The organism is Enterobacter sp. Ag1 (genome assembly GCA_000277545.1).
Lineage (GTDB): Bacteria > Pseudomonadota > Gammaproteobacteria > Enterobacterales > Enterobacteriaceae > Cedecea.
Genome location: AKXM01000031.1, coordinates 154,873 through 178,345 on the forward strand (window position 1 = coordinate 154,873; position 23,473 = coordinate 178,345).

Here is a 23,473-nt window from a genome sequence, read left to right on the forward strand (position 1 = left end):
TTTACGCCGGGTGTGATGGCTACACCCGGCTTTGCTCATCAGGCAATATTCAAATACTTGTGCGTCTGCATCGACAGGCGCCAGTTGCGCGCGATGCAGGTTTCGATGCACAGACGCGTCGCGTCCTCTTTTTGGCTAATAGGCTGCAACGCGATGATGCGGCTTTTCTCATCCGTCAACGTAGCCAGCAGTTCGTCCAGCGCTTCGACGTCACGCATACGCCCAACCGGGTGCTTAATTTCATCCGCGCGCTCCAGCGCCTGGGAGAGAATGTCGTACCCGCCGCGCATGTTCACCTTCGGGGAAACCGTCACCCAGGTATTTGCCGTGCAGCGCACTTCATGCGTGCCGCTGGTTTCTATCTGGCAGCTAAACCCGTTTTTCTCGAGCAAATCTGTCAGCGGCGTGAGGTCGTGAATGCACGGCTCACCGCCGGTAATCACCACATGCCTCGCGGTATAGCCCTGGCGGCCAATCACGGTAAGTAGATCTTCGGCGCTTGCCGCGCCCCATTTATCGCTTTCTTTAGTTTTGGCCAGGATGCTGAACAGCGACACTTCACGATCCGCGAGCTTATCCCAGGTATGTTTGGTATCGCACCAGGCGCAGCCTACCGGGCAACCCTGCAGGCGAATAAAAATGGCGGGCACGCCGGTAAAATAGCCTTCCCCTTGCAGGGTCTGGAACATCTCGTTAATCGGGTACTGCATAATCATCTCAGTCATAGTCACAAAAAGTAATTATCGCAGAACTGGCGATGGAGATCATGCGAAAGCGGCTGCACCACGGCGATACCTGATGCCCATGCCGCGCAAACATTCTCTATTCTCACGGTTACTGTGTGCCAGTTCTCAACTTTCTTATGGTGATTAAACGTTCGTTCCTCATGTTGATCGTCGTCATAACAGCACGTATTGCTAACTTCTAGCATCCCTCTGGCTTTCCCCTTAAATTACATAAGGAAATGATAAATGGATGATTCTTCTGTTCCCGGACAACAAAGAGTTGGGCCCGCCGCCTGGTTTAGCCTGCTGTTTGCGATGGTCTTTTTTTCTGGCCTGTTAGGCGGAAAAAACTGGTACGGGGTGTTTGACTTCACCACGCTAAACGGCGCCTTTGGCAAAGTGGTCAGCGGCGTTAACCCGGCCGGAGAATCGCTGGATGTTGCCAAAAGCGCCTTCCGCGGCAACGGCGGGTATGGCGCAATGGACGGTTTTCTCTTCGCTTTCGGCCTGATTCCCGCCGTGATGTTTGCGCTGGGCATGATTAACGTGCTGGAACACTACGGCGCACTGCGGGCCGCAAGAAAACTGCTGACCCCTCTCCTTCGTCCCCTGATGGGCGTGCCCGGTGCCACGGGCCTTGCGCTAATCGGCAGCCTGCAGAGTACCGACGTTGGCGCGTCACTCACCCGCGTGCTTGCCGATGAAGGCCAGATTACCGAAAAAGAAAAAACCGTGTTCACTATGTTCCAGTTTTCCGCTGGCGCCATGATCACCAACTTTTTCTCTTCCGGGGCCGTGCTCTTCACGCTGATCGCCGTTGACGGCAGCCAGGCCGTGCCAAGCTCTATCGGCATGTGCGTCGCCGTGATGTTCATGATGAAAATCGTAGGGGCAAACATGATGCGCCTGATCCTGAACGTCACAGAACGGAAAACAAAAACGGAGGCGCAACATGGCTGATGCAGCAAAACCGATGATCACCGATGTCTTTGTTGCCGGCGCGCGCAAAGGCTGGACCATCGCCACAACCAGTACGCTACCTAACGTGTTGATGGCATTCATTATTATCTATGCGCTTGAGCTGACGGGCGCGCTGCAGGGCATGGCGTGGCTGTTTGGCCCGGTAATGAAACTCTTTGGACTGCCCGGTGAAGCCGCAGCGGTGCTCATCGGCGGCTGGATGTCGATGGGCGGCGGCGTAGGCGTCGCTATCAGCCTGTTTGAAAGAGGCATTCTCAGCGGCGAACACCTGGCGATTCTCGCACCGGCCATCTATTTGATGGGCTCTCAGGTGCAGTACGCCGGGCGTATCCTCGGCGTGGTCGGTATTCCGGCGAAACGCATTCCTCTGATGATAGCCCTTTCCGTACTCAACGCATTTTGCGCCATGCTGATCATGCGCGTGCTTATTTTGGAGTAACCCATGGATCTGAAAAAGTATCTTCAAGAGTTAAAAAGCGTCGTGAATATCGACTGCGGCACCGCCACCGTTGCGGGCGTGGAAGAAGTCAGCCGTATCTTTCAGCAATGGTATCTGTCAGAAAACTGGCACTGCGACAGCGTCGACCTGGGGAACAAAGTAGGGCCGGGCTTGTTCGCCACGAATAAGCCTGACGCCACACAGTACGACGTTTTGCTGGTGGGGCATATGGATACCGTCTTCCCGCCGGGAACCGTCTCAGAGCGCCCTTTCAGCATTGAAGGCGACCGCGCCTATGGACCAGGCGTGTCAGACATGAAAAGCGGGTTGTTATCTATTCTTTGGGCTCTACGCGGCCTGGACAAAGCCGATCTTGATCGGTTAGCTATCGCCGTGGCCATGAACCCGGACGAAGAAACGGGTTCAGCCCATTCATACGAATGGATAGGCGGCATAGCAAAACGCAGCCGCTGCGTGCTGGTATGCGAGGCGGCAAGAGCCGACGGCTCTCTGGTGAAAGCCAGAAAAGGCATGGCCCGTTACCGCCTGACTTTTAAAGGCGTAGCCGCCCATGCGGGCAACGATCCGGAAAAAGGCCGTTCTGCGGTGAAAGCGCTCGCCCACGCGGTGCTGGCAATCAGCGATCTGGCCGATATGACGAAGGGTACCACGTTGAACACCGGCGTGATTTCCGGCGGCGTTGGGGCGAATATCGTGGCGGATCGCGCGGAGATGATTGTCGATCTCCGCTTCAATGATAACGACGAATATCTGCGGGTTAACGAGGCCGTTAAGTCGTTCCGCCACCGCCAGTTCGAGCCTGATGTGTTAACCATCGTCGAACAGCAGGCACAAACGCCCGCGATGTCCCCTTCTGCTGAAACGGAAAAGCTGATGAAGCTGGTGGAAAAAGCCGGTCAGGCTGTCGACGTGGAAGTTCGCTGGCAGGCGGTGGGCGGCGGCTCAGACGCCAACCACACGGCGGCCCTGGGCGTACCTTCCCTGGACGGGTTTGGCCCTGTCGGCGCGGGTTTCCATTCCCCTTCCGAATATCTGGAGCTGAACAGTATCGAGCCTCGGGTCCGTCTGCTGCGCGAAGTGATCCGTTCGCTGTAAAAGCAGAATTTTATCCGCATGAGGTTTGTCATCAGCCTGAAGGCCGGTAAGATCCCGGCCTTGTTCATTTCGTAAAAACCAAAGACGAAAAAAAACCCGCCGAAGCGGGTTTTTCAAAGTCTAAAGCAGCAGTAAGAACTTACTGACCTTTAACTTCTTTCAGACCGTTGAACGGTGCTGGGGTGCCCTGTGCAGCCAGAGCTTCTTCGATACGAATCAACTGGTTGTACTTAGCAACACGGTCAGAACGGCTCATAGAACCGGTTTTGATCTGGCCAGCAGCGGTGCCCACAGCCAGGTCAGCGATGGTCGCATCTTCGGTTTCGCCAGAACGGTGAGAGATAACCGCAGTGTAGCCAGCATCTTTCGCCATTTTGATCGCAGCCAGAGTTTCGGTCAGGGAACCGATCTGGTTGAATTTGATCAGGATGGAGTTAACGATGCCTTTTTCGATACCTTCTTTCAGGATCTTGGTGTTGGTTACGAACAGATCGTCACCAACCAGCTGGATTTTGTCGCCCAGCACTTTGGTCTGGTATGCGAAACCAGCCCAGTCAGATTCGTCCAGACCGTCTTCGATAGAAACGATTGGGTAATCTTTGGTCAGGTTTTCCAGGAAGTGAGTGAACTCTTCAGAGGTGAACGCTTTGTTGCCTTCGCCAGCCAGAACGTATTTGCCGTCTTTATAGAACTCAGACGCTGCACAGTCCATTGCCAGGGTAACATCTTTGCCCAGCTCGTAGCCTGCTGCTTTAACCGCTTCAGCGATAACAGCCAGCGCTTCTGCGTTGGAACCCAGGTTAGGCGCGTAGCCACCTTCGTCACCCACAGCAGTGTTCATGCCTTTGGACTTCAGCACTTTTGCCAGGTTGTGGAACACTTCAGAACCGATACGTACCGCTTCTTTCAGAGTTTTCGCGCCAACAGGCTGAATCATGAATTCCTGGATATCAACGTTGTTGTCAGCGTGCTCGCCGCCGTTGATGATGTTCATCATTGGCAGAGGCATAGAGAATTTGCCTGGGGTGCCGTTCAGTTCAGCGATGTGAGCGTAAAGCGGCAGGCCTTTAGAGGCAGCAGCAGCTTTAGCCGCAGCCAGGGAAACAGCCAGAATGGCGTTTGCGCCAAACTTGGATTTGTTCTCGGTGCCATCCAGATCGATCATGATCTTATCGATGTTAGCCTGGTCTTTAGCATCTTTGCCAAGCACAGCTTCAGCGATCGGGCCGTTAACCGCAGCAACAGCTTTCAGTACGCCTTTACCCATGAAACGAGATTTGTCGCCATCGCGCAGTTCCAGAGCTTCACGGGAACCGGTAGAAGCACCTGATGGTGCAGCTGCCAGACCAACGAAACCGCCTTCCAGGTGAACTTCGGCTTCAACAGTCGGGTTACCGCGGGAGTCGATGATTTCACGACCGATCACTTTCACAATTTTGGACATAGTAGGTTTTCCTCAAGTCACAACGTTAAACTAAAACTCCAGACAAACAACGCGCGAAAATGTCGCGCGTTGCCGTTCTAACTCTGCTTACTTCGCCTGGCGTTTCTGGTACTCACCGGCGGCTTTCACGAAGCCTGCAAACAGTGGGTGCCCGTCACGCGGAGTCGAAGTGAATTCCGGGTGGAACTGGCAGGCAACAAACCATGGATGATTTGGCACCTCGATGATTTCCACCAGTTGGTCATCACCGGAACGACCTGCAACACGTAAACCAGCTGCTTCAATCGGTTTCAGCAGCATGTTGTTGACTTCGTAGCGATGGCGATGGCGTTCAACAATAGTTGGCTCACCGTACATCTGGCGAACCAGGCTACCGTCGGTCAGCTGGCACTGCTGGCCGCCGAGGCGCATGGTGCCGCCCAGATCGCTCTTCTCGCTGCGCACTTCAACATTGCCTTCTTCATCGCGCCACTCGGTGATCAACGCCACCACAGGGTACTTACAGTCTGGCACAAATTCAGTGGAGTTGGCGTTATCCATGCCCGCCACGTTACGGGCGAACTCGATAAGCGCAACCTGCATACCCAGGCAAATGCCGAGGTACGGGATGTTGTTTTCACGGGCATAGCGCGCGGTGGCAATCTTGCCTTCAACGCCGCGGTAGCCGAAGCCGCCAGGGATCAGAATCGCATCCAGACCTTTCAGCAGCTCAACGCCACGGGTTTCAACATCCTGTGAATCAATCAGCTTGATGTTCACGGTCAAACGGTTTTTCAGCCCGCCGTGTTTCAGCGCTTCAATCACCGACTTATAGGCATCCGGCAGTTCAATGTACTTGCCGACCATACCGATAGTGATTTCGCCCGTTGGGTTGGCTTCTTCATAGATAACCTGTTCCCATTCTGCCAGATTGGCTTCCGGCGCGTTCAAGCTGAATCGTTTACAAATATAATCGTCCAGCCCCTGGGATTTCAACAGGCCTGGAATTTTATAGATAGAATCGACGTCTTTCAGAGAGATTACCGCTTTCTCTGGAACGTTACAGAACAATGCAATCTTCGCACGTTCGTTGGCCGGTACAACGCGGTCAGAACGGCAGATCAGCACGTCTGGCTGGATACCAATGGAAAGCAGTTCTTTTACGGAGTGCTGAGTCGGCTTGGTTTTCACTTCACCGGCTGCGGCCATGTAAGGCACCAGCGTCAGATGCATGTAGAGCGTGTGCTCACGGCCCACTTCTACCGCCATCTGGCGAATCGCTTCAAGGAACGGCAGGGATTCGATGTCACCGACGGTGCCGCCGATTTCAACCAGCACCACGTCGTGGCCTTCGCCGCCTTCCAGAATACGTTCTTTAATGGCGTTGGTGATGTGCGGGATAACCTGCACGGTCGCGCCAAGATAGTCACCACGGCGTTCTTTACGCAGGACGTCAGAGTAGATACGGCCAGTGGTGAAGTTGTTGCGGCGGCTCATCTTGTTACGGATGAAACGCTCGTAGTGACCCAGATCCAGGTCGGTTTCAGCGCCGTCTTCGGTAACGAACACTTCCCCATGTTGAATAGGGCTCATGGTACCCGGATCGACGTTGATGTACGGATCGAGTTTCATGATGGATACGTTGAGGCCACGGGCTTCAAGAATAGCTGCGAGGGAGGCTGCGGCAATGCCTTTACCCAGAGAGGAAACGACCCCGCCGGTCACAAAAATATAGTTCGTTGTCATGCTGAACCTGAGAAGTTAGGTTTAAAGACGATGGAATAACCAGGACGGGAAAGTAGTATACCCGAACAGCATGGGCGCCACAAACATTCATTCTGTTCCCCGGAAATCAATCCGGCCCCACAGTCAGGCTAAGAAAATAGCCCTTCCGTGAGAAATGTTTTTGACGCAAATCAATCGCTTGTTAAATAAAAAGCGCTAAAAAGTGCAGCTGATAGCAAAAACGCTTTAGATTTCAGTTTCCTGGCGTTTCACTTCTTGCCAGGCTTTTTCCATAATTTCCAGCCCGGCCTGCTCCATGGTTAACCCCTGAGCGGCGACAATCGCCTCCACTTTTCGGAAACGAGCCTCGAATTTTCGGTTAGCTTTTTGTAACGCCACCTCAGCCTTGGTGCCCAAATGGCGGGCCAGATTGACGGTGGCGAACAATAAATCACCCACTTCTTCTTCCAGCTTTGCCTCGTCGACCACGGCCTGCTGGGCTTCAAACATGACTTCGTCGATCTCTTCGTGCACTTTATCCAGCACCGGGCCAAGCGTCTTCCAGTCAAAGCCGACGTTTGAACAGCGTTTCTGGATTTTTTGCGCTCGCATCAACGCGGGCAGCGCCTCTGGGATGTCGTCCAGCGCCGAGTGTTGTGCCTTCTGCGCGCGCTCTTCAATTTTGATTTGCTCCCACTTCGCCAGCACTTCACCGCTGGTCGCGGCGTCGCCGTCAGCAAAGATATGCGGGTGGCGGCGCTCGAGCTTGTCGCCAATCTCCTGGCAGATATCTTCAAAATTAAAGCGCCCTTCTTCCTGCCCCATCTGGGCGTAAAACACCACCTGGAACAGCAGGTCACCCAGCTCGCCGCGCAGGTCGTCAAAATCTTCACGATTAATGGCGTCGAGCACTTCATAGGTTTCTTCGAGCGTGTAAGGTGCGATGGTGGCAAAGGTTTGCTCGCGATCCCACGGGCAGCCGTTTTCAGGGTCACGCAGACGCTGCATGATCCCGAGCAGGCGGTCGATTTGAGTCATTGTAATTCCTTGTTTTTTTTACCCTCACTAGCCCCCTCCCCCTAAAAGGGAAAGGGGGCTGGATCGAGTAGAATTGTTCTTAGGGGCGAGGGGCAATCAATTAGCCGTGCAGCCTGCGGGCATCGATAATGTCCGGCACCTGGTTGAGTTTGCCCAGCACGCGGCCAAGCACCTGCAGGTTATAGATCTCGATAGTCATATCGATGGTGGCAAGCTGCTGTTTCGTGTCACTGCGGCTGGCCACGCCAAGCACGTTGACCTTTTCGTTCGCCAGAATCGTGGTGATGTCGCGAAGCAGGCCGCTGCGGTCGTTCGCCGTGACGCGCACCACCAGCGAATAACCGCTGGAGTAGCTTTCCCCCCAAACGGCATCGACGATACGTTCCGGCGCGTGGGATTGCAGCTCGGCCAACTGGTCACAGTCGGCACGGTGAATCGAGATCCCGCGCCCCTGGGTAATAAAGCCGACGATTTCATCCCCCGGAATCGGCTGGCAGCAGCGGGCGATATGGTGCATCAGATTCCCTACGCCCTCAACGACCACACGACCATTGTCTTTACTGCGCGACTGCGGCGGCGAATAGCTTTTTTGCGTCAGCTGACGTAGCGCGGCGGCATCCTGCTCCTCGGCGCTTGGCTTATTAAACTGCGCCTGCAGGTAGTTGCTCATCTGGTTGAGGCGGATGTCGCCCCCGCCGATGGCCGCCAGCAGCTCTTCAATTTCGTTGAAGTTGTAGCGCGGCAGCAGCGTTTTCTCTGCTTCCTTCAGGCTGATGCCCAGATGCTCAATTTCGTCGTCCAGGATCTGGCGTCCGGCAAGAATGTTCTTGTCCCGGTCCTGTTTGCGGAACCAGTTGTGGATCTTCGCACGCCCGCGGCTGGTAGTGATGTACCCGAGGTTAGGGTTCAGCCAGTCGCGGCTAGGGTTCGGCTGCTTCTGGGTGATGACCTCGATCTGGTCACCCATTTGCAGCTGATAGGTAAACGGCACGATGCGCCCGCCAATTTTCGCCCCGATGCAGCGGTGCCCGACATCACTGTGAATATGGTAGGCAAAGTCCAGCGGCGTCGAGCCAGCAGGCAGGTCAACCACGTCCCCTTTCGGCGTAAACACATACACGCGGTCGTCAAAGACCTGGCTGCGGACTTCGTCAAGCATTTCGCCCGAGTCGGACATCTCTTCCTGCCAGGCGATAAGCTTACGCAGCCACGCAATGCGGTCTTCATGGCCGGAACTGCCGCTGCGCGCATTGCCTTCTTTGTACTTCCAGTGCGCGGCCACGCCCAGCTCAGACTCTTCATGCATCTGCTTGGTGCGGATCTGAATCTCTATGGTTTTGCCGTTCGGACCAAGCACCACGGTATGAATAGACTGGTAGCCGTTCGGTTTAGGGTTTGCGACATAGTCGTCAAACTCATCCGGCAAATGGCGGAAGTGAGTATGCACTATCCCCAGCGCCGCGTAGCAATCCTGCAGGCGCTCGGCGACGATACGCACCGCACGCACGTCAAACAGCTCGTCAAACGCGAGGTGCTTTTTCTGCATTTTGCGCCAGATGCTGTAGATGTGTTTTGGTCGGCCATAAACTTCAGCCTTTACGCCCTCTTCTTTCATCGAAGAACGTAATGTGCCGACAAAGTCGTCGATGTACTGCTCGCGATCGATCCGGCGTTCGTGCAGCAGCTTCGCGATACGCTTATATTCTTCCGGGTGCAGGTAGCGGAAACAGTAATCTTCCAGCTCCCATTTGAGCTGGCCAATACCAAGGCGGTTCGCCAGCGGGGCGTAAATGTTGGTACATTCTTTGGCCGCCAGTACGCGCTCATCTTCCGGCGCATCTTTCACTTCACGCAGATGGGCGATACGTTCCGCAAGCTTGATGACCACGCAGCGGAAATCATCCACCATCGCCAGCAGCATGCGGCGAACGTTATCCACCTGGTCGGAAGAAACGGAGTCGTTATGGGTCGCTTTCAGGTGGCGGATCGCGTCCATGTCGCGCACGCCGTGAATCAACGTCACCACCTGCTTGCCGACGCTTTCCAGCATCACTTCTTCACTGACTACGCCAGCATCCGCCAGCGGGAACAGCAGCGCGGCACGCAGCGTATCGTTGTCCATGCTCAGCATAGAGAGGATTTCGACCATCTCCACGCCGCGCCACAGCAATAATTCAGCGTCAGGATGACCTTTGGTCTGGCGTTCACAATACGCCCAGGTTTCGGCTAAGCGTTCACACGATTGCTGGTTGGAAATCCCGAGGCTTGCAATCCATTTTTCGGGCGCAAATTCGCCAGCTTTGTTGAGATGTGCACTTCTTACCGCAACCATTATCCTCTCCTGTTGGGCTAACGCTCAGGCCAATACGCCTGATTAACCCTTTCAATTACGCTCAAAGAGCGCCATAGACTCCAGATGCCCGGTGTGGGGGAACATATCGAGCATGGCCAGTCGTTTAATGTGGTACCCGGCGGCCAGCAACGTTTCGCTGTCGCGCGCAAGCGTGGTGGGGTTGCAGGAAACGTACACCACGCGGCTCGGCGCCAGTTTGATGACGTGCTGCATAACACCCGCCGCACCGGCACGCGCCGGGTCGAGCAATATTTTAGTAAATCCTTGTTGCGCCCAGGGCTGACGCGTCACGTCATCTTCCAGGTTTTCATGGAAGAATGTCACGTTTTTCAGCGCATTACGCTGAGCATTATATTCACCTTTCGCCACCAGCGCAGCAACGCCCTCGACCCCCACGACCGCGGTGGCTCGTTTTGCCAACGGCAGGGTGAAATTCCCCATTCCGCAGAACAAATCTAGCACCCGATCCTCAGGCTGCACCTCCAACCACTCGATCGCCCGCGCCACCATTTGCTGATTCACCGCGTCGTTAACCTGGATGAAATCTCGTGGACTAAAGGTTAAGCGTAGCCCGTCTGAATGATACCAGGGCTCTTCCTCGGCCAGGGATTCCAGACTGTCGCTGTCCGGGGCGAGGAATAACGCCACCTGATGGGAATGCGAAAACTGTTCCAGTTTTTCCCGATCGTCTTTGCTGAGCGGGGCCAAATGGCGCAGCACCATCAGCGGCCCACCGTCGGCCAGAACCAGTTCCACGTGCCCTAACCGGTGCACGATACTTAATTCAGACAAGCACTGGCGTAAAGGATTCAGTAATGCTTCAAGCCGGGGCGCCAGGACGGGGCAATGATGAATATCCACCAGCGCTTTATCGCTCGCCTTACGAAAACCCATCTGTAAGGTTTGCGTGCGGGGCAGATAATTCAACCCCAGCCGCGCGCGACGCCGGTATCCCCATGCCCCGGCAGAAATAATTTCATCCACCTGACGAGGCTGTTCGCGCTCGCCCATCATCCGCCCAAGCGCCTTTGATTTTGCCTCTTGCTGCAGCGCCACGCTCGCGTGCTGCTGCTGGCAGCCGCCGCAAACCCCAAAATGCGGGCAACGCGGCTTCACCCTTTCCGGGCTGTCGTTTAAACGGCGCTTTACCTCAGCCTGAGCGTAGCTACGCTTATCTTCGGTAATGCGAACCTCAACCTGTTCGCCGGGCAGTGCCCCACGAATAAAGAGCGCTTTGCCTTTGTGGCGCGCGACGCCCTGACCGAATGGATCGAGGTCGGTGACGGTCACGGTAAGTAATTCACGATTCGTATCGCGTCGCTTTGCAGAGTAGAATTGCGCCATGATGTAAGTAGATGTGTTCTCAAATGTCACTGTTGCTTTTATTGTCCCATATCGGAACCCCATGACCAACTACAGCCTGCGCGCACGTATGATGATCCTGATTCTGGCCCCGACGCTGTTGGTCGGTTTGCTGCTCAGCATCTTTTTCGTTGTCCATCGTTACAATGACTTACAGCGTCAGTTGGAAGATGCCGGCGCCAGTATTATTGAGCCCCTGGCGGTCTCCAGCGAATACGGTATGAACTTCCACAGCCGGGAGTCGATTCGCCAGTTAGTCAGCGTGCTGCACCGCCGCCATTCGGATATCGTGCGGGGCATTTCAATTTACGATGACAGTAACAAGCTGTTCGTCACCTCTAATTTTCAGCATAACGCCGCTCGCCTGAAGCTGCCCGACGGGGAAAAGCCCCCGAAAGATCTCACCGTCACCCGCGCGGGCGACATTATGATCCTGCGAATGCCGATTATTTCCGAAAGATACTCACCGGATGAGTCCGCTGAAACCAACGTCAAACAAAGCAACAGCACCCTCGGCTACGTCGCCATGGAGCTGGATCTCAAATCCGTTCGCCTGCAGCAATACCGCGAAATCTTTATCTCCACTTTGATGATGCTGTTCTGTATCGGCATTGCGATGCTGTTTGCCTATCGCCTGATGCGAGACGTGACCGGGCCGATCCGCAATATGGTAAATACCGTGGACCGCATTCGCCGCGGGCAGCTCGACAGCCGCGTGGAAGGGTTTATGCTGGGCGAGCTGGATATGCTGAAAAACGGCATTAACTCGATGGCAATGTCGCTGACGGCGTATCACGAAGAGATGCAGCACAACGTCGACCAGGCCACATCCGATCTGCGTGAAACCCTTGAGCAGATGGAAATTCAGAACGTGGAGCTCGATCTTGCCAAAAAGCGGGCTCAGGAAGCCGCCCGTATAAAATCTGAGTTTCTGGCAAATATGTCCCACGAGCTGCGAACGCCGCTCAACGGCGTTATTGGCTTCACTCGTCTGGCCTTAAAAACCGACCTGACCCCGACCCAGCGCGATCACCTCTACACGATTGAACGCTCGGCCAATAACTTGCTCACCATCATTAATGACGTGCTGGACTTCTCCAAGCTCGAAGCGGGCAAGCTGCTGCTGGAATCCATTCCCTTCCCGCTGCGCAACACGCTGGATGAAGTGGTAACTCTGTTGGCACATTCCGCCCACGACAAAGGCCTTGAGCTGACGCTAAACATCAAAAATGACGTGCCGGATAATGTGATTGGCGACCCTCTGCGCCTGCAGCAGGTGGTCACCAATCTGGTGGGTAACGCGATTAAATTCACCGAAACCGGCAACATCGACCTGCTGGTGGAAAAAAGGGCGGAAGGGAACAACAAAGTTCAGATTGAAATGCAGATCCACGACACCGGCATCGGCATTCCTGAACAGGAACAATCGCGTCTCTTCCAGGCCTTCCGCCAGGCGGATGCCAGTATTTCCCGCCGCCACGGCGGCACCGGGCTGGGGCTGGTGATCACCCAGAAGCTGGTGAATGAAATGGGCGGTGATATCTCCTTCCACAGTAAACCGAATCGGGGCTCAACGTTCTGGTTCCACATCAGCCTGGATCTTAACCCGAACGCCGTAAACGACAGGCAAGTGCTGGACAAACTGGCAGGTAAACGCCTCGGCTACGTCGAGCCGAACGCGACCGCCGCGCAGAGCACCCTGAATTTGCTGCAAAATACGCCGCTGGACGTCGTGCACAGCCCGTCCCTCACCGGACTGCCCGATGAGCACTACGATATTCTGCTGTGTGGCATTCCCGTCACCTTTACAGAAACGCTCACGCTGGCAAACCCTAAGCTCGCCAAAGCGGTCACCATGGCAGATTGCCTGATTCTGGCCTTGCCCTGCCATACCCAGGTCGGTGCAGAAGAGCTTAAGCGCCAGGGCGTGGCGGGCTGCCTGTTAAAACCGATCACCTCTACGCGCCTGTTCCCGATGCTGCTTGAAAGCTGCCCGAAAGCTAATCTGGCTCTGCCGTTCGTTGAACATAGCGATAAGCTGCCGATGGCCGTCATGGCGGTGGACGATAACCCGGCCAACCTGAAGCTGATCGGCGCGTTACTCGAAGACAGGGTTCAGCAAGTTGTGCTGTGTGAAAGCGGCACGCAGGCGCTGGAGCGCGCCCGACAAATGAACATCGACATTATCCTGATGGACATTCAGATGCCGGAAATGGACGGCATCCGCGCCTGCGAGCTGATTCGCCAGTTGCCGCATCACCAGCAAACCCCGGTGATTGCTGTTACCGCCCACGCGCTGGCGGGGCAAAAAGAGAAACTCATGAGCGCCGGCATGAACGACTATCTCGCCAAGCCGATTGAAGAAGAAAAGCTGCATCGCCTGCTGATGCGCTACCATCCGGGCAATATCGGCCAGCTTCCCGTTCAGCAGGAAGACCCCGTCCCGCCGGCAATTAATATCAATAAGACGCTGGACTGGAACCTGGCGCTGCGGCAGGCCGCCAACAAAGCCGATCTCGCCCGGGAGATGCTTGACATGCTGCTGGCGTTTTTACCGGAAGTGAGAAATGTTCTCGAAGAACAGCTGGTGGGCGACAAGCCCGAAGGATTAATTGATATTGTGCATAAACTGCACGGAAGCTGCAGCTACAGCGGTGTCCCTCGGATGAAAAAACTCTGCCAGACGCTCGAGCACGAGCTGCGTCACGGCGTAGCACCAGAGGAGATGGAGCCTGAAATTCTGGAGCTACTGGACGAAATGGATAATGTCGCGCGGGAAGCGAAGAAGTATCAGATTTGAGCTTAAATCGGATGCGAAGAGGGATCCCGCACGCCCTCTTCGCTTTTACAAAAATGTTAGCCTTTAGTCATGCCGCGCCACATCACGTCAAAGCCGGCAGATTTGTATTCATCCCTGCGTGAAGGATCGCGTCCGGCAAATTCCATCGTGGTTTCGGCCAGGCCAAAGAAAATAGCGTCGGCAAATGCCGACTCAATGCCGGTCAGCGCCTCGTTGGTGATACATTCCTTCGACAGGTCACGCAGATCCGGGTAAGCAAGGTAAACCATTTCCAGCGTTTCGGACGTGATCTTGCCGGAAACCGCCAGCTGGCGCATCGCTTTACGCGCATTCATATTCACCAGCCCCCAGTCGATGTAATTCCCCCACACCGTCCTGGTACGCTCTTTGCTTGAGGCATGTCGATCGTAGGTCTTCATCAGCTCGTTGCCAAGATCTTGCTTATGATGAAGATAAACGGCGTTCAGCAACTCGTCTTTAGTCGGGAAATAACGGAACAATGTCCCTTCGGCAACGCCCGCCTTTCTGGCAATTAAAGAGGTCGCCGCCCCTAATCCCAGTTCCGCTATCGCATCGGTTGCCGCATCGAGTAATGCTAATCGTTTATCTTCACTTTTTGGACGAGCCACGGTTCCTCACAAGCCAGTTATCTGAGTGGATAGGATTTCAGCCATCGGGATCGCCGCGATCGCTGAATGTCATGTTCTTTATCATACCGTAAATTTTGTTGACGGTTGACCTTGCCTGCTTATAATGAGTGTTTACTCACTCAATAGCAATATAACCCGCACAGTTTCTACGAGAATTCTTTATGGCTGCCGCGCAATCTGGCAAGCGTTCGTTAACCCTAAAATTCATGGTCGTGATTATGTTATTAGGCCTTACTGCCACTAGTGCTGCGCTGTTCCCGATGACTGAATTTGGCAAACTGCCGCAGGGCAGCCGCCTTGAACGCATCCAGCAATCCCCCCAGTACCGCGACGGCAAGTTCCACAATCAGCAGGACACGCCAATGATGACCGACAAACGCGGTCGCATTGCGGCGCTGTGGGATTTCTTTTTCGCCCGGCCAGATACGGTAAAACCCGATCGTCCCCTGCCGCTGATCAAAACCGATCTGGCAAAGCTTGATAAACAGCAGGATCTGGTGGTGTGGCTGGGCCATTCCTCCTGGTTTATTCAGCTTGGCGGCAAACGCATTCTTATCGATCCGGTGTTCAGCCACTATGCCGCCCCGTTCGCCTTTCTGAACAAAGCGTTTGCGGGCGATTATCCGTGGCGAGCGGAAGATATGCCGGACATAGACACTTTGATCATCTCTCACGATCACTGGGATCACCTGGACTACCCCACGCTGCGGGCGCTTAAGCCAAAGATTAAGCAGGTAGTCACCCCGCTTGGCGTTGGCGCACATTTTGAAGCCTGGGGCTTCGATCCCGCGCTTATCCACGAACTGGACTGGCAGGAAAAAGTCGCCATTGACGATGAATTAACGATTCACGCCCTGCCGGCACGCCACTTCTCTGGCCGCGGGTTAACCGGCAACAAAACGCTGTGGGCAAGTTTTATGTTCGTCACGCCGCAGCGAAAAGTTTATTACAGCGGCGATTCCGGCTACGGCCCGCATTTCAAACAGATCGGTGAGCAATTTAGCGATATCGATCTCGCGATCATGGAAAACGGCCAGTATGACGAAGGCTGGAAATACATCCACATGATGCCAGAAGAAGCCGCTCAGGCGACGGAAGACCTGGGGGCGAAAACCATGGTGCCAGGGCACGCAGGCCGGTTTGCATTGGCGAACCACAGCTGGGACGAGCCTTTCCGCCGCATAGCCACCGCCAGCAAAGGCCGCAGCTATCAGCTGCTCACGCCGGAAATGGGACAAATACTGGAAGTCAGTCAACCGCGCCAGGCCTTCGATGCCTGGTGGGAATAGCGTTATCAATTATCGAACGAGCAAGATGTAGAAGGAGGTGATATGTCCATGCCTAAAGATTTTATGGAATCTCTGCTTGAGTGGGTCGATGGCAACATGCAGCGCCCGCTGCGTATTGAAGAAGTCGCCAGGCAGTCCGGCTACTCTAAGTGGTACCTGCAGCGGATGTTCTCAGACTGGGCGGGGAAAAGCCTCGGCGCCTACATTCGTGAACGTAAATTGCAGTTAGCGGCAGAAGATCTGAAAAATACCGAGGACAAAATCCTCGATATCTCAGTGCGCTACGGTTTTGATTCGCAGCAATCTTTTACCCGCACGTTCGGGAAACGGTTCAATACCTCTCCCGGCGCCTACCGTCGCGAGCACGAACCCCCGCTTAATTAAGGCCTTTTCTGGGTGGGTATGCGCCGCTTACCCACCCTGTTTTCACTTACTTCAGTAAAGTCGCCCACCGCTCAACCCACGGGCCGGAAACCACTTCAGGCTCCGGATGGTCGTTGGCGTCAATCGTTAAAACCTCAGCAATGCGGGTTGCGCCCTGCTCCTGCAATAAAGCGTCAAACTGCTTGCCGCCGCCGCAGAAGTGGTCGTAGTTGCTGTCACCCAGCGCAATCAAGCCGTAATGCAGTTCAGGCTGGTAACCCAACTGATCTTTGATGGCCTGAAAAAGCGGAACAATGCTGTCCGGCAGATCGCCCTGCCCCGTCGTGGACGTGACCACCAGCGCATAATGGTTGCGGTAATATTGCCACTCGGTCAGGTCGGGATCTTCAAACACCTTTGCCTGATGGCCGTGTTTTTTCAGAATAGTTTCGGCTTCTTCCGCCACTAACAGCGCATTGCCGTACATCGTGCCTACAAAAATACCCACTTCGGCCATCGGTAACTCCTTAAGAATTAGAGACAAGGCTTATCCTGGCAGCTCGCCGGATCATACTCACTATTTTCAACATCCGGTAGCTGACCACGCCAGCCAAATTGTGTCAGCATTTGCATCCAGGTCTCATCCAGCCCCGCTTTTAGCGTCAGCGGTTCCCCGGTAACAGGATGCTTTAAAGAGAGCTGGCTGGCATGCAGCATCAGGCGCTGGCAACCGAAATGCTCCGCCGCCCCACGATTCTGACGCAAATCGCCGTGTTTGGAATCGCCAATAATGGGATGCCGAAGATGCGCCAGATGCCGCCGAAGCTGGTGTTTACGGCCAGTCTTTGGCTCAAGCTCCACCAGGCTGTAGCGCGCGCTTGGATAGCGCCCCACCGCCACCGGCATTTCAACCGTTGCCAGCCCGCGATAATGCGTCACTGCGGGCTGTGGCCCTTTGTCCTGGTCGCTAAATTTATCGGCGATTTTATCCAGCTCTTCAACCAGCGGATAATCCAGCACGGCTTCGTCCTGCAGCCAGCCGCGCACCACGGCATGGTAGCGTTTCTGCATTTGATGCTGCTCAAATTGCTGTGACAGCAGACGACCTACTTCGCTGGACAGCCCCATCAGCAGCACGCCAGAGGTTGGTCTGTCGAGGCGATGAACGGTAAAAACGTGCTGGCCAATCTGGTCGCGGACGGTTTGCATCACCACGACTTTTTCGTGCCTGTCCAGCCAGCTGCGGTGAACCAGCCAGCCGGACGGTTTGTTCACGGCAACCAGCCATTCATCCTGGTAAATAATCTCCAGCATCAACCCTGTTCCGCGTCAAACAGTGCATCCAGCTCAAGCAGCACGGCAAGGAGAGGTTCACGCACGGCATGCGTCGCATCCAGCGCCATCTCATAATAAGGGGCGATAGCAAAGGCGTCAGGCAGAGGATGCTGGCTGTCCAGCAGCGCGTGCATACGAGGGATCAGGACCCATTGTAACCATTCGTGGGGCTGCAGCGTATCCATGCAGAAAGGCTGCGTGCTCTCGAATGCTGTGGGATCGGGAGGCAGGCCCTGCCAGAGGGAATGATCGCGCAGGATCTGCTCAATGGTGAGTAAATGATGGCGAACCAGCGTCTGGCGCTCCATGAAAACCTCATTCGTCAGTGGAAAAGAGCGGTACAGAATAACACTTCTTCGCTGCCCGTGAAAAAGGCATAAAAAAAGGGAGCACTGTTTACACAGTGCTCCCGGTTCGTTTCGCAGCTAATCCAGCTACTTTTTATGCTCCCTGCTCATCCATGACAACTTTGTCCTCTGGTCTCCTGACCAGCAATCCATCGCCAGGGCTTCCTGCTGCCATCATCCTGATGGGTGTCCAACATCATCCTGACGCGAAATCCTTAAGTCTTCCTGACCCACCGCACTCCTGTTACGGCTCTCATTCTCCGTCCTGGAGGTGTCCTTTAACTCTGCCTGAGTTATCCATGCTTCATCTGTGAAGCCTTCCTTGTTCGCCATCCCGGCGGGTTCCTTTTGTAAGAAGCGACATCATCCTAATGTCTCCTTCATTACGTCGACATCCTGTCGATGGATATAGAATCCCCTATTTGCCCGCATGTGACAAGGGATGCAGCGGTGCTGCGGGCAAAAACTTTCATTCGGAACTTTCCTAAAACAAAAATAACTCATTGTTTTATAAAGGTATCGACAAATGAGAGTCGCTTTCATCTGCCGTCAAATGTAGCGATCTCTCACATGGCTTGTAAGAGATCTCTCACAAGGCCTTGGGCAAAAAAGCTAGATCACCTGTGGCGTTAAGGCATTCAGAAAGTCAGGAAGAGAGGCGGAAAGCACGGTCCGCTGCGGGGTGCCGATTCTTTCAAGCACCACTTCACCTGTCAAGTTGCACAGTGAGACAACTTCCATTTCATCGTCAGTCGTCGCTAAAAATAGCGTCGGAGATAACTTCAAACGCTTCTGCGTCACCAGATGACCAATCAAATTTTCCTGCACGCGAACAAAGTCGTCCTCGCTCCACGCCTGCAGCAGCGTCAGCGCAGTATTCCCATGTTCGGCGGGCATATCGCCGGCAAATTGCGTGGTGTAAAACGCTTCAACGGCAGGTTGGAGGGAAATATCCAATGCTCGCTCTACGGCGCTTAAATCCGCTTCGGGTATAAACGGCTGGGGCTGCCAGCGCACGTCTCCCCCGGTGGTCGTTACAATGCACGGCGAAGGAATGCCGTACAGTGCTTCACTGGCAGGCCAGCCTCCCGTTTCCTCCTGCCACTGGTCGCAAAAACGGCGGGTAAACTCTTTAAGGGCAAAGGCGACTTCGTTCATTAATTTCTCACTCGCGTAGGCTGGGGTACAATAAAAGCCAATTGTACCTTTATCTCGGTGAAACATGTCCTACGAAAATCACCAGGCTCTAAGTGGCCTGACGCTGGGTAAGCCCACGGCTTATCAGGATCAATACCAGCCTTCGCTACTGCAGGCCGTACCGCGCAGCCTGAATCGCGACCCGCTTGGCCTCCACGCCGACAGCCTGCCATTCAGCGGCGGCGACATCTGGACGCTCTACGAACTCTCATGGCTGAACAGTAATGGCCTGCCTCAGGTCGCCGTGGGCCATGTGCAGTTAGACGCCAACAGCGTCAATCTTGTGGAGTCCAAAAGCTTTAAGCTCTACCTGAACAGCTTCAACCAGACCCGCTTCGCCGACTGGGAAACCGTCCAGGTAACGCTGAAGCGTGATTTAAGCGCCTGCGCCGAAGGCGACGTCAGCGTGGTGCTGTTCCGCCTGCATGAGCTGGAAGGCCAGGAAATCGCAGCGTTCAGCGGAGAATGCATCGATGAGCAGGACATCACCATCGACAGCTACGACTTCAATGCAGATTATCTGCAACAGGCCGCGGGGGATGAGATCGTGGAAGAGACGCTGGTTAGCCACCTGCTGAAGTCCAACTGCCTGATCACCCACCAGCCAGACTGGGGCTCCGTACAGATTCGCTATCGTGGTCCAAAAATCGATCGCGAAAAGCTGCTGCGCTATCTGGTTTCCTTCCGCCATCACAACGAGTTTCATGAGCAGTGCGTAGAGCGCATCTTTAATGACCTGCAGCGCTTCTGCCAGCCGCACTCGCTCAGCGTCTACGCACGCTACACGCGTCGGGGCGGGTTGGACATTAACCCGTGGCGGACGAATACCGATTTCCATCCTGCTTTTGGCCGCCTGACCCGCCAATAAGTGCGAAATAGCTCCCAGCGCCAAAAGTGAATGTGGTTTACGGGTTGTTAAAGTGAACAAGCCAGGGCTATTGTAATCTGTGAGAACGGCACTTTTCGTTCCGTAAGGAGTTCACTTGATTACACATATTAGCCCGCTTGGCTCAATGGATATGTTGTCGCAGCTGGAAGTCGATATGCTTAAACGCACCGCCAGCAGCGACCTTTATCAACTGTTTCGTAACTGCTCACTGGCGGTCCTTAATTCCGGTAGTCAAACCGACAGCAGCAAAGAGCTGCTTTCTCGCTACCAGAACTTTGACATCAATGTGTTACGCCGTGAACGTGGCGTAAAACTCGAACTGATTAACCCCCCGGAAGACGCCTTTGTTGACGGCCGAATCATCCGCGCGCTGCAGGCTAACCTGTTTGCAGTCCTGCGCGATATTCTGTTTGTTAACGGCCAGATTACCAACGCAGGCCGTTTTCAGCATTTGAACAAAGAAAACTCTATTCATATCACCAACGTGGTGTTTTCTATTTTACGAAATGCCCGCGCGCTGCACGTGGGTGAAGCCCCGAACCTGGTGGTTTGCTGGGGCGGGCACTCCATTAACGAAAACGAATACCTGTATGCCCGCCGTGTGGGCACTCAGCTCGGCCTACGCGAGCTGAATATCTGCACCGGCTGCGGGCCGGGGGCGATGGAAGCACCGATGAAAGGTGCTGCCGTCGGCCACGCCCAGCAGCGCTATAAAGAAGGGCGTTTTATCGGCCTGACGGAACCTTCGATTATCGCCGCCGAGCCGCCTAACCCGCTGGTCAACGAGCTGATCATCATGCCGGATATTGAAAAACGCCTTGAGGCGTTCGTGCGTATTGCCCACGGCATTATTATCTTCCCTGGCGGGGTCGGTACCGCAGAAGAGCTGCTCTACCTGCTTGGCATTCTGATGAATCCGCACAACCACGATCAGGTACTGCCGCTGATCCTCACCGGGCCGAAAGAGAGCGCGGATTACTTCCGTGTGCTGGATGAATTCATCGTTAGCACCCTGGGCGAGAAAGCACGACAGCATTATAAAATCATCATCGACGACGCAACTGAAGTCGCCCGCCTGATGAAAAAAGCGATGCCACAGGTGAAAGAGAACCGCCGTGAAACCGGTGATGCCTACGGCTTCAACTGGTCCATTCGCATCTCGCCGGATCTGCAGATGCCGTTTGAACCGACCCACGAAAACATGGCTAACCTGCAGCTCTACCCTGATCAGCCTGCGGAAAAGCTGGCCGCCTCGCTGCGGCGCGCCTTCTCAGGCATCGTTGCCGGCAACGTGAAGGAGCCAGGTATTCATGCCATCGAAAAATACGGCCCGTACAAACTGCACGGGGACCCGGACATGATGAAACGCATGGATGTTCTGCTGCAGGGCTTTGTCGCCCAGCACCGCATGAAGCTGCCCGGCAGCGCCTACATTCCCTGCTACGAAATAGTGCGTTAACCTTCCAGGGCGGCCAGCGGTCGCCCTTCTTTTTCCTCTTCCACGTTCATTATTTACAATGAAGATAACCATTTAAAACCGCGTCTAAAATGCTTCTGCAATATATTTGTTAAGCTCTCCCCCCTGATTTATATCGTGCTTTTAAATAAATAACGCTCTGGTTTTACATATTACTCTATATAATCTCATTCACATTAATGGCAATGGCCTAATAGCTCCCCCATTTCAATAATATAAAATCATCATCTGCCGCCCCCAAGAAATATCAAGTCTCATAGAGTTGTTGTCTTTCGTACTAAACCAATCATTTACAATGCTTACAACTATTTATCAAATATGCATTATCATAATGAAAACAAGCTCGCAGCACCTCGCCGCACATCTCTTTATTCAGAAGTATTAAAACAAACGATCGCACTATAATCGCACTATATTTAAAACATCATTGCAGCATGCGCAGTTTAATTAAGAGAGAAAAAACATTAATTAAGAGAAAAAAACACTGAGCAGCCTGTAAACCATGCTCAAATACGCTCCCAATCAAAACTTTGCAGTGGTGGCTTTTATGCCTGCTCGTGGCCTAACTCATAACTTGCTCTTAGCTGTTTTCATCGCTCTGCCCATGCACGCTTTTGCTGGCCCGGTGATCAATGTGGGTCCGTTAAATGAGTATATCTATTCCGGTAAAAATACCCTCGCCAAACGCATTTATAACTCCGGGGATGCCACGGCATTTGTACGCGTTGAGGTTAGTGAAATAGTTTATAACGAGCATAGCCCGGCAAAGGAAATTCCGCTTGATAATGCGGCCATTGTTAACGGGCAGGGCGCCGGGGTTATTTCGTCCCCGCCGCGGCTAATTATCCCTGCGGGCGGAATGCAAACCAACAGACTGGTCTATACCGGCGCCCGGAATAAAGAGTCTTATTATCGCGTGCGTTATATTCCCGTCGTGCCGAAAAACAGGGATGAATTTACGCTCAGCAAGGACGAAGTTGAAAAGTATCAGGATGCCATCAACGCCAGCGTCAGCGTACTCACCGGGTTTGGCACCATTGTGACCGTTCATCCCGATAGTGTTCGCTTCGATACGCAAATTACGGATAAAGGTAAAAAACTGCGTATCAGCAACAGGGGGAATGCCTCCGTGGTTATCAGCGACCTGAAATCCTGCGATGCAACACTTAAAGACTGTAGCCCCCCCGTCAATATTCAATTAAGGCCCGGCCGGAGCCTGGAGCGGGACATTGTGCCGCAAAAAATCTGGCACTACACGCTGAATGAAGGTAGTCAAAAAAAGGCGCTGAAATCAGGTTCGTAATTTGAAGTAACCCTGTTCTCTCTCTTATCAAAAGGAATGATATATGTACGCAAAAAAAATCACTTTACTCGGTGCCCTTCTGGCGACGGCATCGGCGGTTCACGCTGCCCCTCTGCAGGTTGATTTCAACGTAGAGGCGGCGATCCCTGCTACTGATTTCTTCGTCACGCCAGTTAACGGCTGGAATGCCCAGACGCAAAAAATGGCATGGAATGCGGCGACGGGCTCTCTGGATGGGTTTTCTCAGCAGCTGCAAATGAAAAATTCCGGCGGGAGCATCAAAGCCTATCTGTCCGGGCAGCCTGTGCTCAGCTCGGCCAGCGGTACGGATACCATCGATCTCCAGGTGGCCATTGCCGGCCAGACGTTGCCGGTTGACGCCGTGTCAGCGGTCACGCTGTACAACACGACCGAAGCCGCAGCAGAGAAAACGGCCACCCTGACGGTAAGCCAGAAAGCGGCTGGCTCTAAACCAACGGCCGGGACCTACATCGGGGCCGTGACCATGATGTTTGATACCGATACGCCTTAATTTTAGCGGCAGCAGTATTCATGGATTGTTCGGTTACCGAACAATCGTGCATTGAGGAGAAAAGAGAGAGGGATTTCTCTTTTCTTTCTTCGGAAAGAAAATTTCAGGCGTTTGATATTATGGGATTCT

21 protein-coding genes are annotated in these 23,473 nt (G+C 54.1%); 10 read left to right on the plus strand and 11 right to left on the minus strand.

Annotation, left to right across the window (positions count from 1 at the left end):
* Positions 1–38: 38 nt before the first annotated feature.
* Positions 39–710, minus strand: coding sequence for a 7-carboxy-7-deazaguanine synthase QueE (queE, locus tag A936_RS12745; protein WP_008458374.1), 672 nt, complete (start codon positions 708–710; stop codon positions 39–41).
* 261 nt (positions 711–971) lie between these two features.
* Between queE and A936_RS12750 the strand changes: the two genes are divergently transcribed.
* From A936_RS12750 to A936_RS12760, 3 genes are read left to right on the plus strand one after another with little or no spacing between them, the layout of a single operon-like run.
* Entirely contained in the window at positions 972–1,685 is a 714-nt protein-coding gene (locus A936_RS12750) for a nucleoside recognition domain-containing protein (protein WP_008458376.1), read from the plus strand.
* Positions 1,678–2,145: a YjiG family protein gene (locus A936_RS12755; RefSeq protein WP_008458378.1), complete on the plus strand. Its 468-nt coding sequence runs from the start codon at positions 1,678–1,680 to the stop codon at positions 2,143–2,145. The genes A936_RS12750 and A936_RS12755 overlap by 8 nt, the downstream gene beginning before the upstream one ends.
* A gap of 3 nt (positions 2,146–2,148) precedes the next feature.
* On the plus strand, positions 2,149–3,261 hold the full coding sequence (locus A936_RS12760; RefSeq protein WP_008458380.1) for a M20 family metallopeptidase: 1,113 nt from the start codon (positions 2,149–2,151) through the stop codon (positions 3,259–3,261).
* A gap of 139 nt (positions 3,262–3,400) precedes the next feature.
* Here A936_RS12760 and eno read toward each other — a convergent pair whose 3' ends face one another.
* The 5 genes from eno to rlmD form a co-directional block, all read right to left on the minus strand.
* On the minus strand, positions 3,401–4,705 hold the full coding sequence (eno, locus tag A936_RS12765; RefSeq protein WP_008458382.1) for a phosphopyruvate hydratase: 1,305 nt from the start codon (positions 4,703–4,705) through the stop codon (positions 3,401–3,403).
* 87 nt (positions 4,706–4,792) lie between these two features.
* Positions 4,793–6,430, minus strand: a complete 1,638-nt coding sequence (gene pyrG / locus A936_RS12770; protein ID WP_008458383.1) for a glutamine hydrolyzing CTP synthase — start codon at positions 6,428–6,430, stop codon at positions 4,793–4,795.
* A 225-nt stretch (positions 6,431–6,655) separates the two neighbouring features.
* Positions 6,656–7,447, minus strand: a complete 792-nt coding sequence (gene mazG / locus A936_RS12775) for a nucleoside triphosphate pyrophosphohydrolase (protein ID WP_008458385.1) — start codon at positions 7,445–7,447, stop codon at positions 6,656–6,658.
* Between the two features lie 100 nt (positions 7,448–7,547).
* Complete coding sequence (relA, locus tag A936_RS12780) at positions 7,548–9,779, minus strand: GTP diphosphokinase (RefSeq protein WP_008458386.1); 2,232 nt, start codon at positions 9,777–9,779, stop codon at positions 7,548–7,550.
* A gap of 51 nt (positions 9,780–9,830) precedes the next feature.
* Positions 9,831–11,144: a 23S rRNA (uracil(1939)-C(5))-methyltransferase RlmD gene (rlmD, locus tag A936_RS12785; RefSeq protein WP_008458389.1), complete on the minus strand. Its 1,314-nt coding sequence runs from the start codon at positions 11,142–11,144 to the stop codon at positions 9,831–9,833.
* A 61-nt stretch (positions 11,145–11,205) separates the two neighbouring features.
* Between rlmD and barA the strand changes: the two genes are divergently transcribed.
* Positions 11,206–13,962 carry a two-component sensor histidine kinase BarA gene (barA, locus tag A936_RS12790; RefSeq protein ID WP_008458390.1) on the plus strand — a complete coding sequence of 919 codons (2,757 nt, stop codon included), beginning with the start codon at positions 11,206–11,208 and terminating at the stop codon, positions 13,960–13,962.
* 56 nt (positions 13,963–14,018) lie between these two features.
* On the opposite strand, the gene A936_RS12795 is transcribed toward barA, so the two are convergent.
* Positions 14,019–14,591: a TetR/AcrR family transcriptional regulator gene (locus A936_RS12795; protein ID WP_008458392.1), complete on the minus strand. Its 573-nt coding sequence runs from the start codon at positions 14,589–14,591 to the stop codon at positions 14,019–14,021.
* Positions 14,592–14,773: 182 nt separating this feature from the next.
* Here A936_RS12795 and A936_RS12800 point away from each other — a divergent pair, with 182 nt between their 5' ends.
* On the plus strand, positions 14,774–15,901 hold the full coding sequence (locus A936_RS12800; RefSeq protein WP_008458394.1) for an MBL fold metallo-hydrolase: 1,128 nt from the start codon (positions 14,774–14,776) through the stop codon (positions 15,899–15,901).
* Positions 15,902–15,943: 42 nt separating this feature from the next.
* Positions 15,944–16,285, plus strand: a complete 342-nt coding sequence (locus A936_RS12805) for a helix-turn-helix domain-containing protein (protein WP_008458396.1) — start codon at positions 15,944–15,946, stop codon at positions 16,283–16,285.
* Positions 16,286–16,331: 46 nt separating this feature from the next.
* Here A936_RS12805 and A936_RS12810 read toward each other — a convergent pair whose 3' ends face one another.
* The 4 genes from A936_RS12810 to syd all read right to left on the minus strand — a co-directional run bounded on the left by A936_RS12810 (position 16,332) and on the right by syd (position 19,104).
* Positions 16,332–16,781 (minus strand): flavodoxin, encoded by a 450-nt coding sequence (locus tag A936_RS12810; protein ID WP_008458397.1) that lies wholly within the window; start codon positions 16,779–16,781, stop codon positions 16,332–16,334.
* 17 nt (positions 16,782–16,798) lie between these two features.
* On the minus strand, positions 16,799–17,578 hold the full coding sequence (truC, locus tag A936_RS12815) for a tRNA pseudouridine(65) synthase TruC (protein WP_008458398.1): 780 nt from the start codon (positions 17,576–17,578) through the stop codon (positions 16,799–16,801).
* A complete protein-coding gene (locus A936_RS12820; protein WP_008458400.1) occupies positions 17,578–17,907 on the minus strand; it encodes a YqcC family protein in 330 nt (109 codons plus the stop codon). The genes truC and A936_RS12820 overlap by 1 nt, the downstream gene beginning before the upstream one ends.
* Positions 17,908–18,558: 651 nt before the next feature.
* Positions 18,559–19,104 (minus strand): SecY-interacting protein, encoded by a 546-nt coding sequence (syd, locus tag A936_RS12825; RefSeq protein ID WP_008458402.1) that lies wholly within the window; start codon positions 19,102–19,104, stop codon positions 18,559–18,561.
* A gap of 64 nt (positions 19,105–19,168) precedes the next feature.
* On the opposite strand from syd, the gene queF reads away from it, so the two are divergent.
* The 4 genes from queF (at position 19,169) to A936_RS12845 (ending at position 23,344) form a co-directional block, all read left to right on the plus strand.
* Complete coding sequence (gene queF, locus A936_RS12830) at positions 19,169–20,011, plus strand: NADPH-dependent 7-cyano-7-deazaguanine reductase QueF (protein ID WP_008458404.1); 843 nt, start codon at positions 19,169–19,171, stop codon at positions 20,009–20,011.
* A gap of 115 nt (positions 20,012–20,126) precedes the next feature.
* Positions 20,127–21,491, plus strand: coding sequence for a nucleotide 5'-monophosphate nucleosidase PpnN (gene ppnN, locus A936_RS12835; RefSeq protein WP_008458407.1), 1,365 nt, complete (start codon positions 20,127–20,129; stop codon positions 21,489–21,491).
* Between the two features lie 520 nt (positions 21,492–22,011).
* On the plus strand, positions 22,012–22,812 hold the full coding sequence (locus tag A936_RS12840; RefSeq protein ID WP_008458408.1) for a hypothetical protein: 801 nt from the start codon (positions 22,012–22,014) through the stop codon (positions 22,810–22,812).
* A gap of 43 nt (positions 22,813–22,855) precedes the next feature.
* Entirely contained in the window at positions 22,856–23,344 is a 489-nt protein-coding gene (locus A936_RS12845) for a CS1 type fimbrial major subunit (protein ID WP_008458411.1), read from the plus strand.
* Positions 23,345–23,473 lie beyond the last annotated feature (129 nt).